Below are 22,181 nucleotides of genomic sequence, written 5' to 3'. Positions count from 1 at the left end.
ACTAACTTTGTATCCGGAAGTGTTCATTCACTTCCGGATTTTTTTTTTTGCAGCTAATCGGTATCATTCCGGATTTTGCTGTTCAATAATCAGGAGAGAAGATGGAAGTTCAGGAAAACATTATTAATCGGGTTGCTGAGAGCGGGCTCATCAGCTTTGACCTGGCCGAATTGTACCCGGCTGGCGAACGTATATTTTATGATATTAAGGATAACCTTTTTCATGGCTTAATGCTCAGGGAAAAGGATTTCAGAGAATTCATAAAAGAACATAACTGGGAATCCTATTCCGGTAAACATATCGCAATCGGTTGTTCAGCTGATGCTATAGTCCCAACCTGGGCCTATATGCTACTTGCAAATAAGATGGCACCCTTTGCAGAAACAGTAGTTTTTGGTGACCTTGATGTACTCGAGACTATTCTTTTCGACCGTAAATTAAATCAGTTAGACTTTGAAAAGTACCGGGACCAGCGTGTAGTGATAAAGGGCTGTGGTGAGATTCACATTCCCGATTCAGCCTATATTGAACTTACAGTAAAACTGACAGAAATAGCTAAAAGCATTATGTATGGTGAACCATGTTCTACTGTACCTATATTCAAGCGTAAGTGACAGTCCATTATGACAGTCCAGGGCCGTCGCTCCAGACTTGATCCGGTTGTCATCCCGGACTTGATCCGGGATGGTTCACTTTTTGCAGTAAAGACCAAATGGTTAAAAAAAGTATTTTATTTCTTCTGCTGATATCCTGTTCTGCAGCATTTTCTCAGGGATTGCAAAACGTTAAGGAGCCTGTGTTTCAAGCGGGCGAGTATCTTACTTACAGGCTTCGTTACGGCTTTATTACTGCCGCAGAAGCTTCAATTAAAGTATTGGATACGAATGCTAAATTTGATGATCGCCCTGTTTTTCATTTGCTTGCAGAAGGCCGTACAGCCGGATCTTTTAATGTTTTTTATAAAGTCAGGAATCGTTACGATTCCTATGTTGACAAGGAAAGTTTAAGTCCGTATTTGTATACAGAGAATATTAGGGAAGCAAATTATCGTCGAAGTGATAAGGCGCGGTTTTATCAGGATGAGAAGAAAGTAGTTTCGAATAAAGGCACTTTTAGAGGTAACGGTCAAACATTTGATGTTGTTTCTGCTTATTTCTTTGCCAGAAGTCTGGATATTTCAAAATTGAAGCAGGGAGATAAGTTCAGTATGGATTATTTTCTGGGTGATGGAATAAGCAAACTGGAGGTACAGTTTGTAGGCAGAGAACGTATAAAAACCGCCTTGGGCACATTTAATTGTATCAAATTTAGTCCATCGATACAACCCGGCAGAATTTTCAGAAAGGATAGTAAATTATACCTTTGGATAACAGATGATGCAAACCGCATTCCTGTAAAGGCTCATGTTGAGATTCTTGTAGGTTCAGTAACCCTCGAACTTATGACAGCTGATGGATTAAAGTATCCCCTGGGTTTAGTAAAATAATATATATGATCGAAGTACAGAGCACATTGGTTCATGAGGATGTAGTCAATGAGAATTTTGTTTGTAATCTCAATAAATGTAAGGGAATCTGTTGCATTGAAGGTGATTCAGGAGCACCCCTGGAGCGGGATGAGCTGGCAGTTCTGGATGAGATCTACCCACTGGTTAAGCCTTATATGACAGAAAAGGGAATAGCTGTTATTGAAGAGTTTGGAACCTATGTGAAAGATTTTGAGGGAGATTATACTACCCCCTGCGTAGATACCAATAAGGAATGTGCTTATGTGATCATGGAGAATGGGATTAGCAAATGCGCTATTGAGAAGGCCTGGGAAGATGGTAAAATAGCCTGGAAAAAACCAATCTCATGCCATTTATATCCTATTCGAATTACAAATTACCCTGAGTTTGATGTGCTTCATTACGACCGATGGAGCATCTGCAGTGCTGCCTGTGCCTTTGGGAAGGAATTGAAAGTTTCAGTTCATGAATTTTTGAAGGAGCCACTTATCCGTAAGTATGGTGCTGAATGGTACGCCGAGCTTGAAGCTAAGGTGAGTAAATGATAAATACTTTAACTATTTTTAAATTCCAGTAATAAAAAATTGATTCCAAAGGATACCGTCGACAAGATCATTGAAACATCCCGTATAGAGGAAGTTGTAGGTGATTTTGTGTCTTTAAAACGACGTGGGACCAGTATGATTGGCCTTTGTCCCTTTCATAATGAAAAAACTCCTTCTTTTCACGTCTCTGTCGGAAAGGGAATTTTCAAATGCTTTGGTTGTGGTAAGGGAGGCGATTCTGTCCGTTTCATTATGGAACACGAAAAGGCGACTTACCCTGAGGCATTGCGTTATCTGGCCAATAAATACAGCATTGAAATTGCCGAGGTAGAAAATACACCTGAAGAGCAGGCGGTTAACGACAGGCGAGAAAGTTTGTACATTGTTTCTGCCTGGGCGGCGAAGTTTTTTCAGCAGCAGATGCTTGAGACCGATGAAGGCAAAAGTATCGGACTCAGTTATTTTAAGGAACGTGGTTTCAGAGATGATATCATTAAAAAATTTGAGTTAGGTTATTCTCCTGATGTATGGGATGCATTGACCCAAAATGCAATTACTGAAGGTTATAATATTCAATTTCTTGAAGAGACCGGTCTCACTATCCGTAAGGAGAATGAAAAATTCTATGACCGTTTCCGCGGGAGGGTGATGTTCCCTATCCATAGTTTTACAGGCAGGGTCATTGGTTTTGGAGGAAGAACTTTAAAAACAGATAAGGCCGTTCCGAAATATGTTAACTCTCCCGAAAGCGATATCTATCATAAATCGAACGTACTTTACGGATTATTCTTTGCGAAGAAATCCATGCGCGATGAAGATAATTGCTATCTGGTTGAAGGTTATGCAGATGTGCTTTCGGTGCATCAGGCAGGCATTGAGAATGTAGTAGCTTCTTCAGGCACTTCATTGACGATTGAGCAGATCAGAATGATCGGCAGGTTTACCAAGAACATTACAATTCTTTATGATGGTGATGATGCGGGAATCAAAGCATCATTAAGGGGTTTGGATATGATTCTGGAGGAGGGTTTGAATGTAAAGATCGTCCTTTTCCCGGATGGGGATGATCCGGATTCTTATGTGCAGAAGTTCGGAAGTGCTGCATTTAAATCCCATATCGAAGGAAGTAAGAAGGATTTTATACTTTTTAAAACGAGTATACTTTTAAAGGATGCCGGGAATGATCCAATTAAGAGAGCAGGTATAATCAGAGAGGTTGTGGAGAGTATTGCCAAAATTCCTGATGGGATTAAAGCTTCTGTTTTCGTGCGTGAATGCAGCTCCCTGCTTCAGATAGAGGAGCGGGTACTTATATCAGAGCTGAATAAAATTCGTCTCGGTAAAATAAAAAAAGATAATAACTTCAATACTCCTCAGGTACAGGCTGAGAATGTTCCGGAACCCGATATGCCGGAGCCGGCCGGAATTTCAGATACAGATGAGGCGCAGGAGAAAGAGATCGTTCGGCTACTTCTGAACTATGGGCATGAGCTAGTGCATTGGGATGATATAACTGATACCTATATAGCACCTTATATCATTTCTAATCTGGCCGATGTTACATTTGAGCATCCACAATGTATTCAGATTATTGAGGAATACAAGAAACAGCTTGAGAATGGAGAACTCCCCTCCGAGCAGGATTTTATTAAGAACTCCGATCATCAGATAGCTGATCTGGCAATAGCCATGGTATCATCACCCTATATTCTGAGTGAAAACTGGTACGCACGAAGAAAGATATACGTCAGAAATGAAAGTGAAAATCTTAGGTCAACCATTCTGGGAGGAATCTTTCATTTAAAGAAACGTAAGGTCGACCGGATCCTGAGAAAAATTCGTGATGAAATTCAGGCTGAGCAGGATTCTGATAATCAGGCTATTCTGATGCGCAGGTACATGCAGGTAAAAGAGGTGGAGAAAGGTATCTCAATGTTTTTGGGTTCTGTTATCCTGAAGTAATGGCCCTGCATAATGTCTTTGGGAATCAGGGTGAATTGCTTGCAAGAAAGTATCTTGAGGAAAAGGGTTATGAAATTTTGGATGAAAACTGGAGATTCAGGAAAGCGGAAATTGATCTGATTGCTTACAGAAACCCGATTATAGTTTTTGTGGAGGTCAAAGCCCGGGGGAATAACAGATTTGCTGAACCCGAGGATTTTGTGAGTAAGGCTAAACAGAAACTTCTGGCAATGGCTGCCGGTGAATATATTCATCTGATGAATCATCAGAATGAAGTACGTTTTGATATAATTACAATCCTGTTTAATAAATTTGGGGATCCGGTAATCAGGCATACAGAAGATGCATTCTGGCCATGAGATTCAGGATGTCCTTTAATAAAAAAGAACCATGCGATTTAAATTAATTTGCCTCTCAGTCTGCAGCATTTTATTTTTCACACATTGCTCGAATGAGGGGAAGCAAAGTGCTGAATCTTCTTCCTGGGTGATGCCTGAGGCCGGAACCTCTGTGAATCTTGGAGATTCTGTAAACCTTGAACTTAAGTTGAATGAGAAGGCTGATTCCGTAGTCTATTTTGCAGATGGGGTTAAGCTGAAGAGGGCTGCAGATGAAAAATCGGTTGCTGTACCAACCGGTGAGCTGCAATTAGGGATAAAGGCCATAACCGCAAAGATCTACCGGGGCCAATCAGAGCCTGAAGAGATCAGTACAAATATCGTTTTGAAATCTACGTTGGTTCCTCAAAAGTTGGGCTATATCGTTCAGCAGGTATTTAAACACGACACCAGCTCATATACCCAGGGACTGGAATTCCATGAGGGTTATTTATATGAGAGTGATGGGCTGACCGGGGAATCCAGTTTACGGAAAACGGACCCTGCTACTGGCAAAGTTCTGCAAATGACAAAAGTTCGGGATGAGCTTTTTGCCGAGGGAATTACTATTGTGGGGGATAAAATTCTGATGCTTACTTATCAGAATAATGTCAGTCTGGAATACGATCTCAAGTCCCTGAAACTGCTTCGTGAATTTCCAAACCAATATCAGCGTGAGGGCTGGGGCTTATGTAATGACGGAAAAGTTATTTATAGTACAGATGGTAGCAATACCATTTACATCCTGAATAAAGATACCTATATGCAGGAAAATTCTATTGAGGTCTATGATCAAAACGGACCTGTTAGAGAACTGAATGAGATGGAATTTATTGATGGCCGTATCTATGCAAATATTTATAGTTCTAACCGTATTGTAATTATTGATCCGGCTAACGGACAGGTTACTGCGGAGGTCGATCTTAGCGAATTGTATGCCGATTCAGTCAGGCCAATGAAAGATTTTGATGGCTTCGTTCTGAATGGTATTGCCTGGGACAGTAAAGGGAAGCGTTTGTTTGTTACCGGTAAGAAATGGGATAAGTTGTTTCAGATAAAACTGGGGCAGTTGCAATAGATTTAGGCACCGTCATTCCGAAGGAGGCACGAAGAGGAATCTGTTTCAAGAAGCAGGATTAATCCAATTTTAACTTATTTTAATACTTCTCAAACCCGGCAGATTTCTCCACGCGATAAAAATGTAATAAATTGAAAAATAGTACTCGCGTGTTCGAAATGACGGTGGGTGGGAAGCTTTTCCCTTTCAGCTTAATTCCCCTTTCAGCTCTCTTTCCTCCACACTTTATACTGATTTATCAGTCCATTAGTTGAAGCATCATGCCCATTGACGGGCTGATTATCCTCCAACTCAGGAAGAATGCGCCCTGCCAGCTGCTTCCCAAGCTCAACACCCCACTGATCAAAGCTGAAAATATTCCAGATGATGCCCTGAACAAATATTTTATGTTCGTAAATCGCGATAAGCGAACCAAGGGTATAAGGAGTAATTTTCTTGATCAGGATGGAGTTGGTTGGCCTGTTCCCTTCAAATACTTTGAATGGTGCTAATTTTTCAATTTCTTGTGCATTTTTTCCTGCAGCTTTTAGTTCTTCTTCAACTTCTTGTCTGCTTTTACCGTTCATCAATGCTTCTGTTTGAGCAAAGAAATTGGAGAGCAATAATTGATGATGATTAGCAATAGGATTATGGCTCTGTGCCGGTGCTATAAAGTCGCAGGGTATCAGTTTTGTCCCCTGATGGATAAGCTGATAGAATGCATGCTGACCATTAGTGCCAGGCTCCCCCCAGATAACCGGTCCGGTTTGATAGTTTACCCGATTGCCATTTCGGTCGTTGGATTTACCATTGCTCTCCATATCTCCCTGCTGGAAATAGGCAGCAAAGCGGTGCATATACTGGTCGTACGGAAGTATCGCCTGACTTTCAGCACCAAAAAAATTGGTGTACCATATCCCCAGCAATGCCAGTGTGACCGGTATGTTCTCTCTGAAATCACTATTCCGAAAATGATTATCAGCTTCATGCGCTCCGGCAAGTAATTCTTTAAAATTTTTAAATCCTATCCCGCAGGCTATACTTAATCCGATAGCACTCCAAAGCGAATAACGCCCTCCAACCCAATCCCAGAATTCAAACATATTGGCCGTATCAATCCCGAATTTCGCAACTCCTGCTTCATTTGTAGAGATGGCTACAAAATGTTTTGCAACAGCAGCCTCATTTCCACCGTTCTTTAAGAACCAGTCGCGTGCCGAATAAGCATTGGCCATCGTCTCCTGGGTAGTAAAGGTTTTAGAGGCAATCATGAAAAGCGTGGTCTGGGGATTAAGGTTTTTGAGCGCTTCGGCGATGTGCGAACCATCTACATTAGATACAAAATGGAGCTTAAGATGATTGCTGTAGGCTTTTAAAGCTTCAGTAACCATCACCGGACCAAGATCAGAGCCCCCTATGCCGATATTAACAATATCTGTAATTGATTTACCACTATATCCTTTCCATCCTCCGGAAATAACCTGATCTGAAAACTGCTCCATTTTATCCAATACCCCGTGGATATCAGGTAAGATATCTTTTCCGTCAAGTATAAAGCCGGTCCTGTCAGGATTGCGCAAAGCAGTATGCAGCACAGCCCTGCCTTCTGTTTCGTTTATTATCTCTCCCTTAAACTGTTGCTCTATTGCATCTTTTAGCCCGCATTCTTTCGCCAATTGCAACAATAAATCATGAGTATCGGAATTAATGCGGTTTTTAGAATAATCGAGCAAAATATCACCAAAGCTGATCGAAAACTGTTCAAATCGTTTGGGGTCCTTAAAGAGATTCCGGAGCGGCTCTTTTTTTATCTGCTCAAAATGTTTTAAAAGTGCTTTGTAAGCATCTGTGGAGCAGAAATCTATTCTTGGAAGCATATAATTGGTTAATTGAATAAAGAAAAATCATTCTAGTATAGTAAAATTAGATTTTATATCTATTAATTTGAACTAATTTCCAACCTGACCAATATAAATTAATGAAAAGATTACTAAGTATTCTGCTTCTGGGCTGCTGGATTCCCCTGTCAGCACAGACTAGGGCCGATGATGTAAAGACATTTACATTAAATAACGGCATGAAATTCCTGGTGCTTGAGGATAGTTCTATTCCGAATGCCAATATGTACCTTTTTTATAAGGTAGGATCCAGGAATGAATATCCGGGAATTACCGGATTATCCCACTTCTTTGAGCATATGATGTTCAATGGATCAAAAAAATTCGGACCCAAGCTGTTCGATCAGACGATGGAGTTTAATGGAGGTGCTAACAATGCTTATACGACCCAAAATGTCACTGTTTATACAGATTGGTTTCCGGTAAGTGCTATGGAAACTATTTTTGATCTTGAATCCGACCGTATTTCAAGCCTGAGTATCGATCCGAAAATGGTTGAAAGTGAGCGTGGTGTAGTATTGTCTGAACGCAGTACTGCTCTGGAAAACTCACCCTGGAATATGCTGAATGATGCAGTTTATGCAACAGCTTTTCAGGAACATTCCTATCACTGGACAGTTATCGGTTATGAAACTGATATCAAAAACTGGACTAAAGAAGATCTGGAAAAATATTTCAAAACCTATTATGCTCCTAACAATTGTGTGGTGGTAGTTTCAGGGAATGTAAAAGTCGCTGAAGTAAAGCGTCTGGCTGAAAAATATATGGCATCGATACCTGCAAGTGATCCTCCAAAACCAGTAAATCTGGTTGAACCACCTCAAACAGGTGAGCGTAGGGTATATACTCAAAAGGAAGTACCAAGTCCTCACTTAATGATTGGATACCATACGCCTGAAGCAAAGAGTAAAGATTTTTATCCCTTGAGTATCCTCAGTTCAGTGCTTTCAAGCGGAAATTCTTCGCGTTTGCATTCAGAGCTGGTCGACAAACAACAATTGGCTACGATGGTCGGCACTGATTTCAGCGAAAGCTTTGATCCAAATTTGTTTATGATCTATGCTTTAGCAGCAAAAGATGTAAAGGAATCGGATATTGAAAGTGCTGTTTACGCTGAAATAGAGAAGATCAAAAAGGATGGAATTACCGGGCAGGAACTGCAAAAGATAAAAAACCAGAAGCTGATGGAATTTTACGGGCAGCTTGAAACCATTAATGGCAAATCAAATAATATCGGAACGTATGAGCTCTTCTTTGGCGACTACCGAAAGATGTTTGATGCTCCGGCAGAGTTTTCTAAGGTTAGTATTGAAGATGTAAAGCGTGTGGCAAATGAATACTTCAAAAAGTCAAACCGCACAGTAGGGATTTTAAAAGCTAATGTGGAGGAATAAGAAATGAAGAACATAAAAAGATATACCAGCCTTGTTCTTACTGCTTTGATGATATGCAGTACAGCAATTGCCCAGAATACACCGGCAGCCTTTAAATTACCGGCTTATCAGAAATTTATTCTGCCCAATGGTTTGACCATTTATTTAATGGAGCAGCATGAAGTTCCTGTAATCAGTTTATCGGCTATAATTCCCGCAGGAGCAATTTATGATGGAGACAAATCAGGCTTAGCAAGTTTAACTGCTGCGGGATTACAATATGGAACAAAGAGCTACAGCAAGACTAAAATAGAAGAGGAACTGGATTTTATTGGCGCGAGTTTGAATACCTATGCAAACAAAGAATCTGCGGGACTTTCTTCAAAGTTTGCAGCGAAAGATGCGGATAAAGTCTTGCCAATTTTAAAAGAAGTTCTAATTGATCCTGTCTTTGATCAGGAAGAGTTTGAAAAGGAACGGAAACGTGTTCTTTCAGGTCTGGATCAGGCAAAACTTAGTCCGAGAAATGTGATTAATGCCTACTGGGATAAGTTCATTTTTGGGGATCATGTTTATGCCAACCCGGTAAGCGGCAGTCCGGCTACCGTTGGAAAATTCATCATCGAAGACCTTAGAGATTTTTACAAATCTAATTACGGTCCGCAAGGTTCTGCCATTGCAATTGTGGGTGATTTCAATTCACAGGAAATGAAAACCCGCCTGAGAGCTTTGTTCGGTGGCTGGAAGAAGTCGGCACTTGCACAAAAGGCTCTTGCTGCTCAGCCTGTAAAATCGATTCAATCATCCAGAGTATTGCTGGTAAATAAGGAAGATGCGCGTGAGACCACCCTTTATATTGGAGGACTGGGGATTCGTCGTGATAATCCTGATTTTGTCGCGATTGATGTTGTTAATACAGTTTTTGGAGGTCGCTTTACCTCCTGGTTAAATGATGAGCTACGTGTAAATTCGGGACTCACCTATGGTGCCAGAAGTGGCTTTAGCCCTCTGAAGAATTCCGGAACATTCTCAATTTCGACCTTTACCGCAACAAAAACAACTCAGGCTACTTTGGATAAAGCATTGCAGGTACTTGACAGTCTGCATAAAAAAGGAATTGATGAGAAAACTCTTACTTCTGCAAAGAACTATGTCAAAGGTCAGTTCCCTCCAAAATATGAAACTGCAAGTCAGCTGGCAGGTTTACTTACCCAAATGTTCTGGTACGGGTTTGATGAATCATATATAAATAATTTCCAGGCTAATGTCGACGGACTAACAGTCGCAAAATCAAAGGAGATAATCAATAAGTATTTTCCAAGAGATAATTTACAGTTTGTACTGATTGGGAAATCGGAAGATATTAAGAAGATTGCTGAGAAGTACGGACCAGTGGTGACAAAGGAGATTAAGGCTGATGGATTTTAGATTATAGTCAATCTCATGCAGGATTAGAGTAATCTTACTTTTATTTAAGTTTACTTTTGATTGGTAAAGTAAACCTGTTTTTATGTAAGTTTACTTTTATTATGGGACACAAAAAGAATATCGAATCATTTATCTCAGGTCATTTTGAAAAGGGAATCGGTTATAAATACTTTGTACCATCAACGATTAACCATCAATGGGAGTGGAATGATGGCTCGCTGAATACTTTATTAGAGAAAGCTTCAATCAAATTAGGGGAGTTAAATTCCTTTGCTAAGTTGGTACCCAATACGGATCTATTTATACACTTACATGTTACAAAGGAAGCAGTGGTTTCGAGCCGAATTGAGGGTACTCAAACAACCATGGACGAAGCTTTATTACCAGAAAACGAGATTAGTCCGGAACGACGCAACGATTGGCATGAGGTTCGCAACTATACAGAATCTTTAAATAAGGCGATTGAGGAATTGAAAACTTTGCCCTTATCTTCACGTTTGCTTCGTAAAACACACAATATTCTCCTCAAAGGGACTCGTGGAAAGCATAAAATGCCCGGAGAGTATAGGAGAAGCCAGAATTGGATTGGAGGAAATTCAATTAGTGATGCTGCATTTATACCCCCCAATTTTAATTACGTTGATGAATTGATGGGCGATCTCGAAAATTTTCTTCATAATGAAGAGATTGAAGTTCCCGCTTTAATCCGAATTGGTATAGCTCATTATCAATTTGAAACTATTCACCCTTTTTTGGATGGGAATGGCAGAATAGGACGGCTCCTAATAACTTTGTATTTAGTTAGCGAAAGAATTTTAGAGAAGCCTTTACTTTATTTGTCTGTGTTTTTCGATAAAAACAAGGGTCTGTATTATGAAAATTTAACACGTGTCAGGGAAAAGAATGATTTAGCCCAATGGTTAAAGTATTTTTTGGTTGGAGTGGCGCAAACTGCAGAACAAGCCGTGCAAACATTATCTACCATCCTTAAACTTAAAGAGAGACTAGAGATGGACATTGCTAAAAACTGGGGCAGACGCAGCAGTCAGGCTTTGGTTCTTCTGCAATATTTGTTCGAAGAACCGGTAATTAAGATTAAGCAGGTTGAGGATATTTGTAAATTAAGTAAAAAATCTGCTAATGAATTGGTCAGTGAATACGAGCGCGCAGGTATATTAGTAGAAACGACAGGGCAAGCCCGATACCGGGTTTTCGTTTTTCATGAATATCTGAACTTATTTAAAAAGGATATGCCTTAAAACTTGAATTTCAATGAAATATTTATTCGTCCACATATGTAACGCTCTCTCAAAGGATGGAACTAAGAGGGCAAAAAGTAGCGTATGGTTCGAGGCGGTCATAATGCTTTGCGTAGGTACCTTATCTTGGTTAGGTGTGCTTGTTTCGCTTATTTATTTTTACATTTTTAACAAGAATTTTCCAGCGGTTCCAAGCAGTTTGCTACTCGTTTCGATACCATTTACAATCTTTTATTATTTTTTAATTAGAGATAAAAAGTACGAGAGTATTTTCGATGAGTACAAAGATGAAACACCCCAACAAAATAAAGCCGGTAAAATCGCAGGCTTTATTTATATATTTATTCCAATAATATTAGGTGTGATAATTTCATTAGTCTGGCACGTCAAATTGTAGAAATTTAAAGGTTTTATACAATGATTGAATTAAGGTTGATCAACAAATTTATCTCCCTTCTTTATCGCACATCCTTTCAAAATTTTCCCGTTCAGCCTGATTTCTGCTGAGTAATTGTACTGACGGTCAGACATTCCATCACTACAATTTTCTTTTCGGATCAGAACTTCAAGTTTTTCATTTTTCGGATTTGTGGTACTGTACTGATAAGTATCTGCACTGAAATTGGCTGGAGAATAGAAAAATTCGGTTACCTTTTCCTCAGCAACATCCTTTAAAACTATTCGCTTTTCGGAGGGAATAATGTCCAGCGACCAGAACGGTTCATTGCCCATAGCGATGAACTCATATTGATAACACTCGGTCCGGAAGTTTTTTGGTTCTATCTTAATTATTTCTGTAATGACAAGTACATTTTCATATTCTGACGCATATCCTAAAGGTGATTTTCCGGATAAATAACCTTTAACTTCAGCATAGACACTTTCATAAGGATAGGACAGGAACTTGACCGACTCCTCATAGGGTTTACGCATATTAACCAGGCTATCATTTACCCAGTAAAACTTTTGAATTACGCATTCCTGAAAGGTATTTACCTCATTACCAAAGGTATATAAGCCTTTAAAAATGATGGGGGTTTTACTGATTGGTGTATCTGTACTGGTCTTGGCAGATCCCGCATCGGAGTTTTTTTTACTTGAGGTACAGGCCTGTAATATCAGGGCTGTCATAAACATCAGGATGTAATTTCTCAAGATTAATTATTTAGTGCGATACCAAAGATGCAATTTTTTATATTTTTGCATCATGACCAAAGAAAATATTACGGATTTAAGGGACAGAATAACGTCTCTGAGGAGGCATCTTTGACATCGACAAGAAGTTAGATGATCTCAAGAACGAACAGGATATAGCCCTCAGGCCCGATTTTTGGGATGATCCCAAAGAGGCCGAAAAATCATTGCATTCTATTAATTCCAAGAAAAAGTGGACTGATGAATTCCAGGCTGCAGAAGCTTCTGTGGAAGATGCTGCCGTAATGCATGATTTCTTTCAATCTGGAGATGCAACAGAGGCTGAACTCAAAGAGCAGTATGAAATTACTTTGAAAAAGGTTGAAGAACTGGAGTTCAAAAATATGCTCAGTTCTGAAGAGGATCAGCTGAATGCGGTAATGCAGATCACTGCGGGAGCGGGTGGTACTGAAAGCTGTGACTGGGCATCCATGTTGTTAAGGATGTATGTGATGTGGGGAGAGAAGCATGGATTTAAAGTATCAGAACAGGATATTCAGGAAGGTGATGTTGCAGGAATTAAAACGGTTACCATTCAGTTTGAAGGTAATTTTGCATATGGTTACCTCAAGGGGGAGAACGGTGTTCACCGTCTGGTAAGAATTTCTCCATTTGATTCAAATGCGAAGCGCCATACTTCATTTGCCTCGGTTTATGTTTATCCTCTGGTAGATGATACGATCGAGATCTATGTTAATCCTGCTGATATTGAATTTGAAACTTTCCGTTCGGGTGGTGCCGGCGGACAGAATGTAAACAAGGTGGAAACTGCGGTTCGTTTATATCATAAACCATCGGGCATTATCATCAAAAATCAGGAATCAAGATCACAGCTTCAAAATAAGGAGAATGCGATTCGTTTACTGAAATCGCAGCTTTATGAGGCTGAAATGCGTAAACGTCAGGAAGCTTCTGCTACGATCGAAGGAAATAAGAAAAAGATAGAATGGGGGTCACAGATTAGAAATTATGTGCTGCACCCCTATAAACTGGTGAAGGATCTTCGAACAAATTACGAAACCTCAAATGCTCAGGCCGTGCTCGATGGTGATCTGGATGAATTTTTGAAGGCGTATTTGATGGAATTTTAATTAGAGCCAAGTATCAAGAGCCAGGAGCCAAGACAAGGAAAATTGATGTAAATATTCCAATCTGTACTGATCATTGTTACCAGTTATCTGATAACAGGTAACAGATAACAAGTTCCAATATGCATCATTTAATTTACCCGTAAACTGTCTTGAATCCTGGTTCTTGGTTCTAATTTCTTATTTCGGTTCCGGGAAAATCGATAGCAATTCCTCCAGTTCCGCTACCTTTTCAACAGCAGAAAGTTTTTCATAAGCGCTGATCAGGTTTCTTAGCACCCGCTGGATAATCTCAGTATTGCTGCAAGGTTCATAAAAATGGTTAAGCGGTTTCAGATTCAGTTGTTTTAAGAATGCATCCACATCTTTACGGCCAAAAATAAAACCCTTGTTAAAAGCATTGATATAAAACAGGATGCTGTTCTCGAACACATTTTGAGATACATGGAAATCTTCTGTCGGATTTTCATCTACATAAGCCAGTATGAAATGCTGTGGCAGGTTTACACCATAGACAGGGATATCCAGTTTTTGGGCAATGATGGAATAGATTACCGCGAGCAGGATCTGGTTTCCTTTTTTACTTTCAAGAACCTGGCTCAAATAAGAATTTTGCGGATCCTGATGGTTGGTAGTGTTGCCTGAAAATCCATAAGCACCGTAGAAGATGTGATTGATTAATTTTACTTTCTCAACTGCGCTCATTTCATAAATCATCTGCATCCAGATGTCTCTTTTAATATCCTCAATCTGATTGATGATTTTTTGTTCATCGAGGTCAGGGTACTGATATTTATTAATGATCAGCATTCCCTGCAGGAGGTCAAAAGATCCCCCTATATGCCATAATTCAAGCTCCCGTTTAACATTCTGAAACTGAATTCTGTGGACAAGGTTTTCTATCCTCTCCTGCAGAAGGGTATCCAGTGACTGAGACCAGGCATTTTCCAGATATCCAATAACCTCGTTGCCATAGGATAATAACTTATCCTCCACATGGCGCGAAATCTCTGTGTCCGGGTCGTCGAGTAATTTAATAAGTGATTCTACTTCCTTCTCATTCATTGCTATTTACAAATTTACGCAAAAATGTATTTGTTCTTAAAAGCTATTAGCTTCTCATATCTCACATCTCAAATCTGACAACTATCTTTAACCCTATGTTGAAGCTCTCATTGGCAATTAGTTTCCTGAAGCATTGGTCTAAGGCCAAAACCCGTCATGGAGTTCATTCCCCTTTTGTATACCGGCTTCTTGATGAGGTTATTTACGATTTTCGTGCCAAAACAGTTTATCAGGAAATTGAACAACTAAGAAATGATTTAGAGCAGGATAAACGTTGGATAAGCAATGCTGAGTCTGCTGCAGTATCGCATGTGACAAAGAAAGTCCCAATACCTGCCAAACTCATTCAACTTCTATACCGGCTTGTAGCAGATCTAAAGCCTGGAATTAGTATTGTATTGGGTGATTCTTTCGGGATTACTACCGCCTACCTGTCAAAAGCGGCCCCTGAGGCAAGGCTTGTTAGTATAATGGGAAATTCTGAGTCCTTAAGTATCGCAGAAGAGGCTCTCCATAAACTAAACATCCATAATGTTGAACTACTCTCGGCGAACGTGGAAGATTTATTGCCAAAACTACTTGACGGAATTCCTGAACTTGATTTTATTCTGATTGATGGAAATCATTCCAGAGACTCTATTATGAACTATTTTAAAAGCTGTCTGCCCAAGATGAGCGAACATTCAATGATGGTCTTTGAGGATATTTACCGTAGCAGAGAGATGAAATCTGCCTGGGAAGAAATTAAATCAAATTCTGAAGTCAGCGTTACAATCGATCTGTTTTGGATAGGATTGGTCTTTGTCAGAAGAGCACAGCGAAAAGAGGATTTTAAGATCAGGTTTTGAATTTGGAAACTCTTTGGATAATGTGTTATCACAAAATGTGATACCTCTAGACAGCATATTTTGAGGTGCTTTTACTAAATATTTACTGAAACGTATGATTGTCAACTGTCAATTGTCAACTGTCAATTAATTAAATATGCCGGTCCATACAGTGCTTTCCCGCTTTTTGTTCCCAAATGCTTCTCATTTTCAACCACCAGTTCTCCATTTACAATCACATATTTAAACCCTTTGGAATAGGCATGAGGTTTCAGGAAAGTGGCCATATCATTTACTTCTGATTCACTGAAGATCACAATATCTGCGGCGTAGTTGGGTAGTAATAGTCCGCGATCACTCAGGCCAAATTTTTGTGCTGCCAGCGAGGTCATCCTTCTGATCGCATCCTCCATTGTAATTACTTTTTCATCGCGCACGTATTTGCCCAATACCCTGGCATTGGTACCATAACCTCTAGGATGCGGCATTCCTCTTCCTGGTACAGGTACTCCTGCATCTGCTCCGAACATGCTGAAAGGATATTTCATGATGTTCTTAACATCAAGCTCATTCATGCTGTTATAAACCATTTGGGCCCCGCCTTTTTCAACCATGTCCATAATGGTTTCTGCTTCATATCTGGGCTTGGCTTTTCTGCCCATCAGTTTATTGATCTCCGAAATGTTCTTACCATTCATGCTTGTATCCGATGGGTAGTTGGCTACCACGGCATAACTGTAATTCTTGAATTTATAGCCTGCAAGTTGTGCCAGCATCTCCTTTTTTATCTCAGCGCGGATCACCGGATTATTCAATCTTGCTTTCAATGAATCATTACCGCCCGCAAAAGCCCAGTCGGGTAAGCGAATTCCAAGATTGGTGCTGCTCGCGGTGTATGGATATTGATCTATAGTAACATCCCAGCCATTCTCCCTTGCTTCTTTAACCAAATTGAGCGTAACATCTGATTTGCCCCAGTTTGATCTTCCGCCTATTTTAAAATGCGAAATCTGAACCGGAATATTTGCCTCTTTTCCGATATTAATCGCTTCATTTACAGCTTCAACGGCCTGATTTTCTTCATTGCGGATGTGGGAAGCATAAACTCCTTTATTCTTTGCAGCGGCCTTTGCCAATGAGATTACCTCTTCAGTTTCAGCAAAGGTTCCCGGAATATAGATCAATCCGGTGGAGAGACCCACCGCACCTTCTTTCATTGCCTGATCTACGAGAGCATCCATTTTCTGTTGCTCCTGCGCGGTAGGCTTGCGATTGTCACGGTTCATCACCTGAGCTCTTACAGTATTATGACCGATCAGACTTGCAACATTGATCGAAGGACGAATCTTGTTCACTTCCTGTAAAAAGCTGCCAATATTATCTGCAGAACCGCCACAATTACCGGTAACCACGGTGGTTACGCCATCGAAAATATAATTGTTTGCGGTTGGCGTAGTTATAATTCCACCCTCAATATGGCCATGAACATCGATAAAGCCGGGTGCTACCAGCAATCCTTTTGCATCGATAGTTCTGCTTGCCCGGATATCTGTAATGTATCCCGTTTTGATGATCTTCCCATCTTTTACAGCAACATCACCATAATACCAGGAGTTCCCGGTACCATCGTATATTTTCCCATTCCTTATGATAAGGTCTGCAGTTAGCTGAGCCTTAACCATTAAGGAGCTTAGAACTATTCCGGCAAGTGTGAGTATTTTTTTCATGATTTATATCTGAATCTGAGCTAAAGCCAATATCAATCGTTAATTGCCTGATAAGTTAAAGCCCTGAATTTTTCTACTACCTCATTATGTGTTCTTGCCTGTAACTGTCGGAAGAACAGGTAAACCATTTTTTCTTTAGGATCAACCCAATAAGAAGTTGCAAAAGCACCACCCCAGTTAAATGTTCCAACCTGTGCAGGTGCACTTCCACTGTTTTGATCAGTAACTACCCCAAATCCAAGTCCGAAAGTTCCACTTGCATAAGGTACACCTTCAATTTGGTTGGTGGTCATCATTCTCACCGTGTTACGGCCCAATAATCTTTTGCCATTGTAAACGCCATTATTCAAAAGCATCTGGAGAAAGATACCATAATCATACAGTGTAGAACTTAAACCGGCACCACCTGAATAATAAGTATGTGGTACCAATGGGTAATTGGAAGTCGCCACACTGTTTAACATTCCTGCATTTGCTTTCACCAGTTTCCCCTGAGAAGTTTCAGTATACAGGTTTACCAGACGATTTGCTTTTGACTGAGGTAAATTGAAATAGGTATCTTTCATTCCCAGAGGTTCAAAAATCCTGGTTCTGAAAAATTCATCCAGACTCACGCCGGATATCACTTCAACCAAACAACCTAAAACGTCGGTATTAAGTCCGTAAGTAAATTTCTCTCCCGGCTGGTGCATTAAGGGCATTTCACCCAGACGGGTCATTGCCTGAAGTAAAGTTCTGTCTTTTACTCCCAATCCTGCTGTGATATTGTTTTTTGCATAGATCGCATTCGCTTCCTTTGAACCAATTTGTGCGTATCCGAGTCCTGAAGTATGAGTCAGAAGATCCTTGATGGTGACTTCCCGCTTAGCTGGAACAGTGGTGTAGCTTGTATCTTTCGGGTTAAAGTCAACCAGGACACTTTGCTTCTTAAATGAAGGGATATACATTGAAACCGGATCGGTTAACAATAACTTGCCTTCATCAAAAAGCATCATAATGGCTACACTGGTAATTGCTTTGGTTTGTGATGCAATTCTGAAAATGCCATCCCTTTGAAGCGGGGCTTTAGTATCCAAATCATTGTATCCATTTGCCTTGTAGTATGCAATTTTGCCATCACGTATAATTAAAGCAGCCCCTCCGTTCATATATTCTTTCTCAACCCATTCATTCATCGCATTATCAATTCGTTTCAAGCGCTCAGAGGAGAAGCCTGCAGCTTCGGGCGTTGAATTCATGATAGTTTGGCTAAAGCCTGTTATACTTGCAGAACAGACCAGGAGAAGGATTAATAATTTTTTCATGAGATTAATTATGGATTATTTTTTACGGGTTTATTTTTTAGATAACGATTGGTAAATTATGCAAATAGAATTCATAATACAAAACAGTCGATCGGATTTTCAATTCTTATTTCACCCTTACAAATTCGGTAAGCGGATCACCGAAAGGGCGTGTACTGATGCGGTCGATCTCCCCCTTATCATTTGTCAGAAAACTGATTCGCATATCCGGAAAACCTCTTCCATCATCCATCGTAATAAATTGATCATAATGCCAGTGATGCAGGGTGGCACTTAGACTTCGGTACTGTAGCTGCAGATCATTGTTTTTTAATCCGATAAGGATCTCGCCATATACCGGGTGACTGAACTTGCCGGTGTATGCCAGAGCCTGATGGGATGGGAGGGTGTTTTTTACCTGTGAAGCATTGATTTCATCCACAGTCTTTTTGTTTTTTTCCTGTGCCTCCAGATAATCCTTTCTATATCTCGCACTCCATTCTGTTATTTCCCTGTTCTCCAGGATGTCTATTAGCGGCAAATTCATTACTGAACGAAGGGAGCCTGCCGATACGGAATTGTGAACAATAAATAACGCAATACTGTCTTTTGGCAGATAGCTTAAATTAGAATAAAAGCCATCAATTGATCCTGTATGACTAATCATTTTGGTGCCTTTATAGCTTTGCAGGGAACGGCCCATTGCATAAATGGCATTGGATAGTTCATCGTATCGGCCTCTTTTGTCAGAAATAGCATTCGGGATTTTGGTCTCCTCAACAGCAGATGCCGCAATAACCTGCTTTCCCATATATTTTCCGCCATTGACCTGCAGAATGAGCCATTTGCTCATATCCACCATACTGGAATAAATATTTCCGGCCGGTGCAAGTAATTCTGATTGAGCAAGAAATGTACGGGCCGTGAGTTTCCCTGTGCCTTCAGCCTCAAAATAAGACAGGGAATGATTCTCCGGACGTACACCTACTCCTGTAAATCCACTCGAATTCATTTCCAGAGGCTTAAAAATTCGCTCCTGCACGTTTTCTTCCCAGCTTTTACCGCTTACCGCTTCAATTGCCAGCCCGGCTAAAGTGTACATGTTATTATTATATATATACCCCTCCCTGAAACCAAGGCTTGGCTTCATAAAGGATATCTTGCTTAACAGTTCTTTTCTTTTGAATGGAGCATTTAACCAGATCCCATCGTAAGAAGGAAGACCGGTTCGGTGACTTAGCAAATCCCGCATGCTTACTTTGAAATTTAATTCAGGGTTATAAAAATTAACTTCAGGTAAATACTGCTTTACAGGTGCATCCAGACTTAATTTGCCTTCAGCAGCAAGCTGTGTTGCCAGTGTTGCTGTAAAAAGCTTGGTGTTTGAGGCAATTGGAAACAGAGTCGTTTCAGTAGCAGGGAGTTTGTTTTCCAGATCCCTGAACCCATATCCTTTCGTATAAAGTACCTGATCTTTATGGACAATGACCAGAGCAAGACCCGGAATATTCCAGTCGGAAAGTAAAGCGTTTATATAAGTATCAATCTTTGCTGCTTTTTCCTCAAATCCTTTGTTCTGGGCGGATACAGCTAATGGAAGCAATAGTAGTACTAAGAGTATTTTTTTCACTTTATAAAGATATCTTATAATTTATTTGATCAGCAAATCTTCCGGCAGTACCGGATTACTAAGCAAGTGTCCGAAAACTTCCCATTGTTTTTTCGCATTATTTCTATCTCCGGCTTTTGCTTCCACATACTGTTTCACCAGGTCCATTCCGTAATTATAATTGATGATATAACTACGATATTTTTTGATAAAGGAGATTGATTTTAAAGCTGTTTCTTCATTATAAAGACAATATTTGACCATCCAGTCAAGAGCTTGTTTTTCATCCATAGTGCGATTAACTAAACCTCTGCCGGCTTCATTCCGTGCGTAATTAAGCTGTGATCTGATTGCCAGTGCTTTGAAATACAGGCTTAGATTTGTAGTATCGAGGCCGGCCATAGGGAGTAATGTTTCTTTGGCAAACCGGATCTTATTATCTCCCGGGAAAGCCAGTTCAACGCCATAATTCGCACTTCCTTCGGCTATGAATGATTGCGGACTGAATAATGGATATAATGAAATCTCAACCCATCCTTTATCGCGGTACAGGTTTTTTTCAAGAAGCATATTATACACATGGTGTCCCGGATAGCTCTCATGGCTTCCCACATCAATGGCACGTTCTAAAAAGATCTGAGTATCAGTATTGATCTGAATGATACTAGTGAAATTGCCTTTATACCAGTTGTAGCCACTCCAGGGCTTATTATTTACGTATTCAATACTAAATGATTCTTCGGCAGGAAGTCCATAATGTTCTTTAGTTTTTCTGCGGGCCTCAGCAATAGTGGCTCTGAAAACGGTATCCAGCTTATCTTTTGGGATGATGAATTGATTTGCCAGTTTCTGAAACCGGGATTGAACATCTCCATTTCCGGGTAGTATTTTGTTTAGGGAATCTAAAAGAGCAGCATAATGACTTTCAGGATAAACCGGAGCAGAAATACCAAACAGATCTTTGGATTCTTCATCAAAACTTTTGAATTCACCCGAAAAGATCCGGATCCGACGATCAAAAGCTGTGAGTTGCTGAGACATCCAGCCGGCTCTTGTTTTGCCGGTATCGCTGAGTTCGGAAGAGATCTCCCTGAGTTTGTTTTTTAGTCCGGCGACAGAGTTTAACAGGCTGTCTTTTGGAAATATTGCAAGTGTATCGGTATTCGGCTTCAGAGAATCGGGCCCATAGTAAGCATCTACAAAATCAGGGTCATACTGACCGATGTTTAATCCGAGTTGTACGTATTGCTCTGCCAGGCTGTTTAATTCTTTATCTCTGGTATTGTTTTTTTCTGAACAGGAGATCATAAAAATCAGAGGTATGAATAGTGTGAGGCTTGTGATTTTGCGCATGATCTTTGATTATTTGAATTTATGATAATGCAAAATAGCAAATTCATTAATCACTGTGTCTGGTTAAGATGAAGTTCTTAAAAAACCTGCTTTAAGTTTTTTTGATCCAATTGATTGCAAGTCATATTGGTTTTTACTGCTGACCCCAAAGGGGTCAAATGTTTATAGATACGGTAACACGGAAATCCCGACCCCGAAGGTGGTCGCATGTAACAAAGCGACACATACTATCACCTTCGGGGTCGATGGTAATTGGATGACAAATTGAGTATGAGGTTCCAGCTTTCGCTGGAATGACAATTAGCGTATTGGGGATAGGGAGATTCCAGCCTTCGCTGGAATCGGAGGCGATTTGACATAGAAATACTTGCTGGCGTTCTCATTTAGTTCGATTCCGGCGAAGGCCGGAATCTCCACCTCCCCTTATTGACTTGTCATTCTCGCGAAGGTGGCTGTTGCTCAACCTACCTAAACCAGATTTTACCTAATTGCATTTTTTATAAGTAGCCAACGGTGAGATAAGCTGGTATGTTCTTGACATTTCGATTTAGAACAATGATTTAAGTTTTTAGCGAAGCAACCGCCTAGAATCCCTTTTAAGCTGCCATCGGCATGCCCTCAGGTTTGCT

The 22,181-nt window shown here is 40.3% G+C and carries 18 protein-coding genes; 11 read left to right on the top strand and 7 right to left on the bottom strand.

Annotated elements, in window-relative coordinates; genetic code table 11:
• Positions 1–101 precede the first annotated feature (101 nt).
• The 6 genes from VGE44_RS05225 to VGE44_RS05200 all read left to right on the top strand — a co-directional run bounded on the left by VGE44_RS05225 (position 102) and on the right by VGE44_RS05200 (position 5,469).
• On the top strand, positions 102–614 hold the full coding sequence (locus VGE44_RS05225; protein WP_331076693.1) for a DUF2480 family protein: 513 nt from the start codon (positions 102–104) through the stop codon (positions 612–614).
• A gap of 98 nt (positions 615–712) precedes the next feature.
• Complete coding sequence (locus tag VGE44_RS05220) at positions 713–1,486, top strand: DUF3108 domain-containing protein (protein WP_331076692.1); 774 nt, start codon at positions 713–715, stop codon at positions 1,484–1,486.
• A gap of 5 nt (positions 1,487–1,491) precedes the next feature.
• A complete protein-coding gene (locus VGE44_RS05215) occupies positions 1,492–2,052 on the top strand; it encodes a DUF3109 family protein (RefSeq protein ID WP_331076691.1) in 561 nt (186 codons plus the stop codon).
• 39 nt (positions 2,053–2,091) lie between these two features.
• Complete coding sequence (dnaG, locus tag VGE44_RS05210) at positions 2,092–4,014, top strand: DNA primase (protein ID WP_331076690.1); 1,923 nt, start codon at positions 2,092–2,094, stop codon at positions 4,012–4,014.
• On the top strand, positions 4,014–4,373 hold the full coding sequence (locus VGE44_RS05205) for a YraN family protein (protein WP_331076689.1): 360 nt from the start codon (positions 4,014–4,016) through the stop codon (positions 4,371–4,373). The genes dnaG and VGE44_RS05205 overlap by 1 nt, the downstream gene beginning before the upstream one ends.
• Before the next feature lie 31 nt (positions 4,374–4,404).
• Positions 4,405–5,469: a glutaminyl-peptide cyclotransferase gene (locus VGE44_RS05200; protein ID WP_331076688.1), complete on the top strand. Its 1,065-nt coding sequence runs from the start codon at positions 4,405–4,407 to the stop codon at positions 5,467–5,469.
• A 203-nt stretch (positions 5,470–5,672) separates the two neighbouring features.
• Here VGE44_RS05200 and pgi read toward each other — a convergent pair whose 3' ends face one another.
• Positions 5,673–7,325: a glucose-6-phosphate isomerase gene (pgi, locus tag VGE44_RS05195; protein WP_331076687.1), complete on the bottom strand. Its 1,653-nt coding sequence runs from the start codon at positions 7,323–7,325 to the stop codon at positions 5,673–5,675.
• A 101-nt stretch (positions 7,326–7,426) separates the two neighbouring features.
• Between pgi and VGE44_RS05190 the strand changes: the two genes are divergently transcribed.
• From VGE44_RS05190 to VGE44_RS05180, 3 genes are read left to right on the top strand one after another with little or no spacing between them, the layout of a single operon-like run.
• Complete coding sequence (locus tag VGE44_RS05190; RefSeq protein ID WP_331076686.1) at positions 7,427–8,740, top strand: pitrilysin family protein; 1,314 nt, start codon at positions 7,427–7,429, stop codon at positions 8,738–8,740.
• 3 nt (positions 8,741–8,743) lie between these two features.
• Entirely contained in the window at positions 8,744–10,147 is a 1,404-nt protein-coding gene (locus tag VGE44_RS05185) for a pitrilysin family protein (RefSeq protein ID WP_331076685.1), read from the top strand.
• A 56-nt stretch (positions 10,148–10,203) separates the two neighbouring features.
• The gene (locus VGE44_RS05180) at positions 10,204–11,406 is read left to right on the top strand and encodes a Fic family protein (RefSeq protein ID WP_331076684.1); all 1,203 of its coding nucleotides are present in this window, start codon (positions 10,204–10,206) and stop codon (positions 11,404–11,406) included.
• Between the two features lie 426 nt (positions 11,407–11,832).
• On the opposite strand, the gene VGE44_RS05175 is transcribed toward VGE44_RS05180, so the two are convergent.
• On the bottom strand, positions 11,833–12,561 hold the full coding sequence (locus VGE44_RS05175; RefSeq protein WP_331076683.1) for a hypothetical protein: 729 nt from the start codon (positions 12,559–12,561) through the stop codon (positions 11,833–11,835).
• Between the two features lie 52 nt (positions 12,562–12,613).
• Here VGE44_RS05175 and prfB point away from each other — a divergent pair.
• Positions 12,614–13,691 (top strand): peptide chain release factor 2 gene (gene prfB / locus VGE44_RS05170; protein WP_324484848.1). Its coding sequence is split into 2 segments (ribosomal slippage): positions 12,614–12,673 and positions 12,675–13,691, totalling 1,077 coding nucleotides; the frame shifts between segments, so codons are not numbered across the junction.
• 177 nt (positions 13,692–13,868) lie between these two features.
• Here prfB and VGE44_RS05165 read toward each other — a convergent pair.
• A complete protein-coding gene (locus VGE44_RS05165) occupies positions 13,869–14,753 on the bottom strand; it encodes a transglutaminase-like domain-containing protein (RefSeq protein WP_331076682.1) in 885 nt (294 codons plus the stop codon).
• Positions 14,754–14,848: 95 nt separating this feature from the next.
• Here VGE44_RS05165 and VGE44_RS05160 point away from each other — a divergent pair, with 95 nt between their 5' ends.
• On the top strand, positions 14,849–15,601 hold the full coding sequence (locus VGE44_RS05160; protein WP_331076681.1) for a class I SAM-dependent methyltransferase: 753 nt from the start codon (positions 14,849–14,851) through the stop codon (positions 15,599–15,601).
• A gap of 122 nt (positions 15,602–15,723) precedes the next feature.
• Here VGE44_RS05160 and VGE44_RS05155 read toward each other — a convergent pair whose 3' ends face one another.
• From VGE44_RS05155 to VGE44_RS05140, 4 genes are all read right to left on the bottom strand, one after another.
• A complete protein-coding gene (locus VGE44_RS05155) occupies positions 15,724–17,307 on the bottom strand; it encodes a D-aminoacylase (RefSeq protein ID WP_331076680.1) in 1,584 nt (527 codons plus the stop codon).
• A 32-nt stretch (positions 17,308–17,339) separates the two neighbouring features.
• Positions 17,340–18,611, bottom strand: coding sequence for a serine hydrolase domain-containing protein (locus VGE44_RS05150; RefSeq protein ID WP_331076679.1), 1,272 nt, complete (start codon positions 18,609–18,611; stop codon positions 17,340–17,342).
• Positions 18,612–18,717: 106 nt separating this feature from the next.
• Positions 18,718–20,220 carry a serine hydrolase gene (locus VGE44_RS05145; protein WP_331076678.1) on the bottom strand — a complete coding sequence of 501 codons (1,503 nt, stop codon included), beginning with the start codon at positions 20,218–20,220 and terminating at the stop codon, positions 18,718–18,720.
• A 21-nt stretch (positions 20,221–20,241) separates the two neighbouring features.
• Positions 20,242–21,552: a hypothetical protein gene (locus tag VGE44_RS05140; protein WP_331076677.1), complete on the bottom strand. Its 1,311-nt coding sequence runs from the start codon at positions 21,550–21,552 to the stop codon at positions 20,242–20,244.
• Between the last annotated feature and the right edge of the window lie 629 nt (positions 21,553–22,181).

Source organism: Daejeonella sp., assembly GCF_036405355.1.
Lineage (GTDB): Bacteria > Bacteroidota > Bacteroidia > Sphingobacteriales > Sphingobacteriaceae > Daejeonella.
Note: the sequence above shows the minus strand (reverse complement) of the source record. Positions and strands in the feature narration are given on the sequence as shown.

Excerpts from the sequence above, each read along its gene's own strand:
- VGE44_RS05225 (WP_331076693.1), top strand. The coding sequence starts at position 102 with ATGGAAGTTCAGGAAAACATTATTAATCGGGTTGCTGAGAGCGGGCTC.
- VGE44_RS05220 (WP_331076692.1), top strand. The coding sequence starts at position 713 with ATGGTTAAAAAAAGTATTTTATTTCTTCTGCTGATATCCTGTTCTGCA.
- VGE44_RS05215 (WP_331076691.1), top strand. The coding sequence starts at position 1,492 with ATGATCGAAGTACAGAGCACATTGGTTCATGAGGATGTAGTCAATGAG.
- VGE44_RS05205 (WP_331076689.1), top strand. The coding sequence starts at position 4,014 with ATGGCCCTGCATAATGTCTTTGGGAATCAGGGTGAATTGCTTGCAAGA.
- VGE44_RS05200 (WP_331076688.1), top strand. The coding sequence starts at position 4,405 with ATGCGATTTAAATTAATTTGCCTCTCAGTCTGCAGCATTTTATTTTTC.
- pgi (WP_331076687.1), bottom strand. The coding sequence starts at position 7,325 with ATGCTTCCAAGAATAGATTTCTGCTCCACAGATGCTTACAAAGCACTT.
- VGE44_RS05190 (WP_331076686.1), top strand. The coding sequence starts at position 7,427 with ATGAAAAGATTACTAAGTATTCTGCTTCTGGGCTGCTGGATTCCCCTG.
- VGE44_RS05185 (WP_331076685.1), top strand. The coding sequence starts at position 8,744 with ATGAAGAACATAAAAAGATATACCAGCCTTGTTCTTACTGCTTTGATG.
- VGE44_RS05165 (WP_331076682.1), bottom strand. The coding sequence starts at position 14,753 with ATGAATGAGAAGGAAGTAGAATCACTTATTAAATTACTCGACGACCCG.
- VGE44_RS05160 (WP_331076681.1), top strand. The coding sequence starts at position 14,849 with ATGTTGAAGCTCTCATTGGCAATTAGTTTCCTGAAGCATTGGTCTAAG.
- VGE44_RS05155 (WP_331076680.1), bottom strand. The coding sequence starts at position 17,307 with ATGAAAAAAATACTCACACTTGCCGGAATAGTTCTAAGCTCCTTAATG.
- VGE44_RS05150 (WP_331076679.1), bottom strand. The coding sequence starts at position 18,611 with ATGAAAAAATTATTAATCCTTCTCCTGGTCTGTTCTGCAAGTATAACA.
- VGE44_RS05140 (WP_331076677.1), bottom strand. The coding sequence starts at position 21,552 with ATGCGCAAAATCACAAGCCTCACACTATTCATACCTCTGATTTTTATG.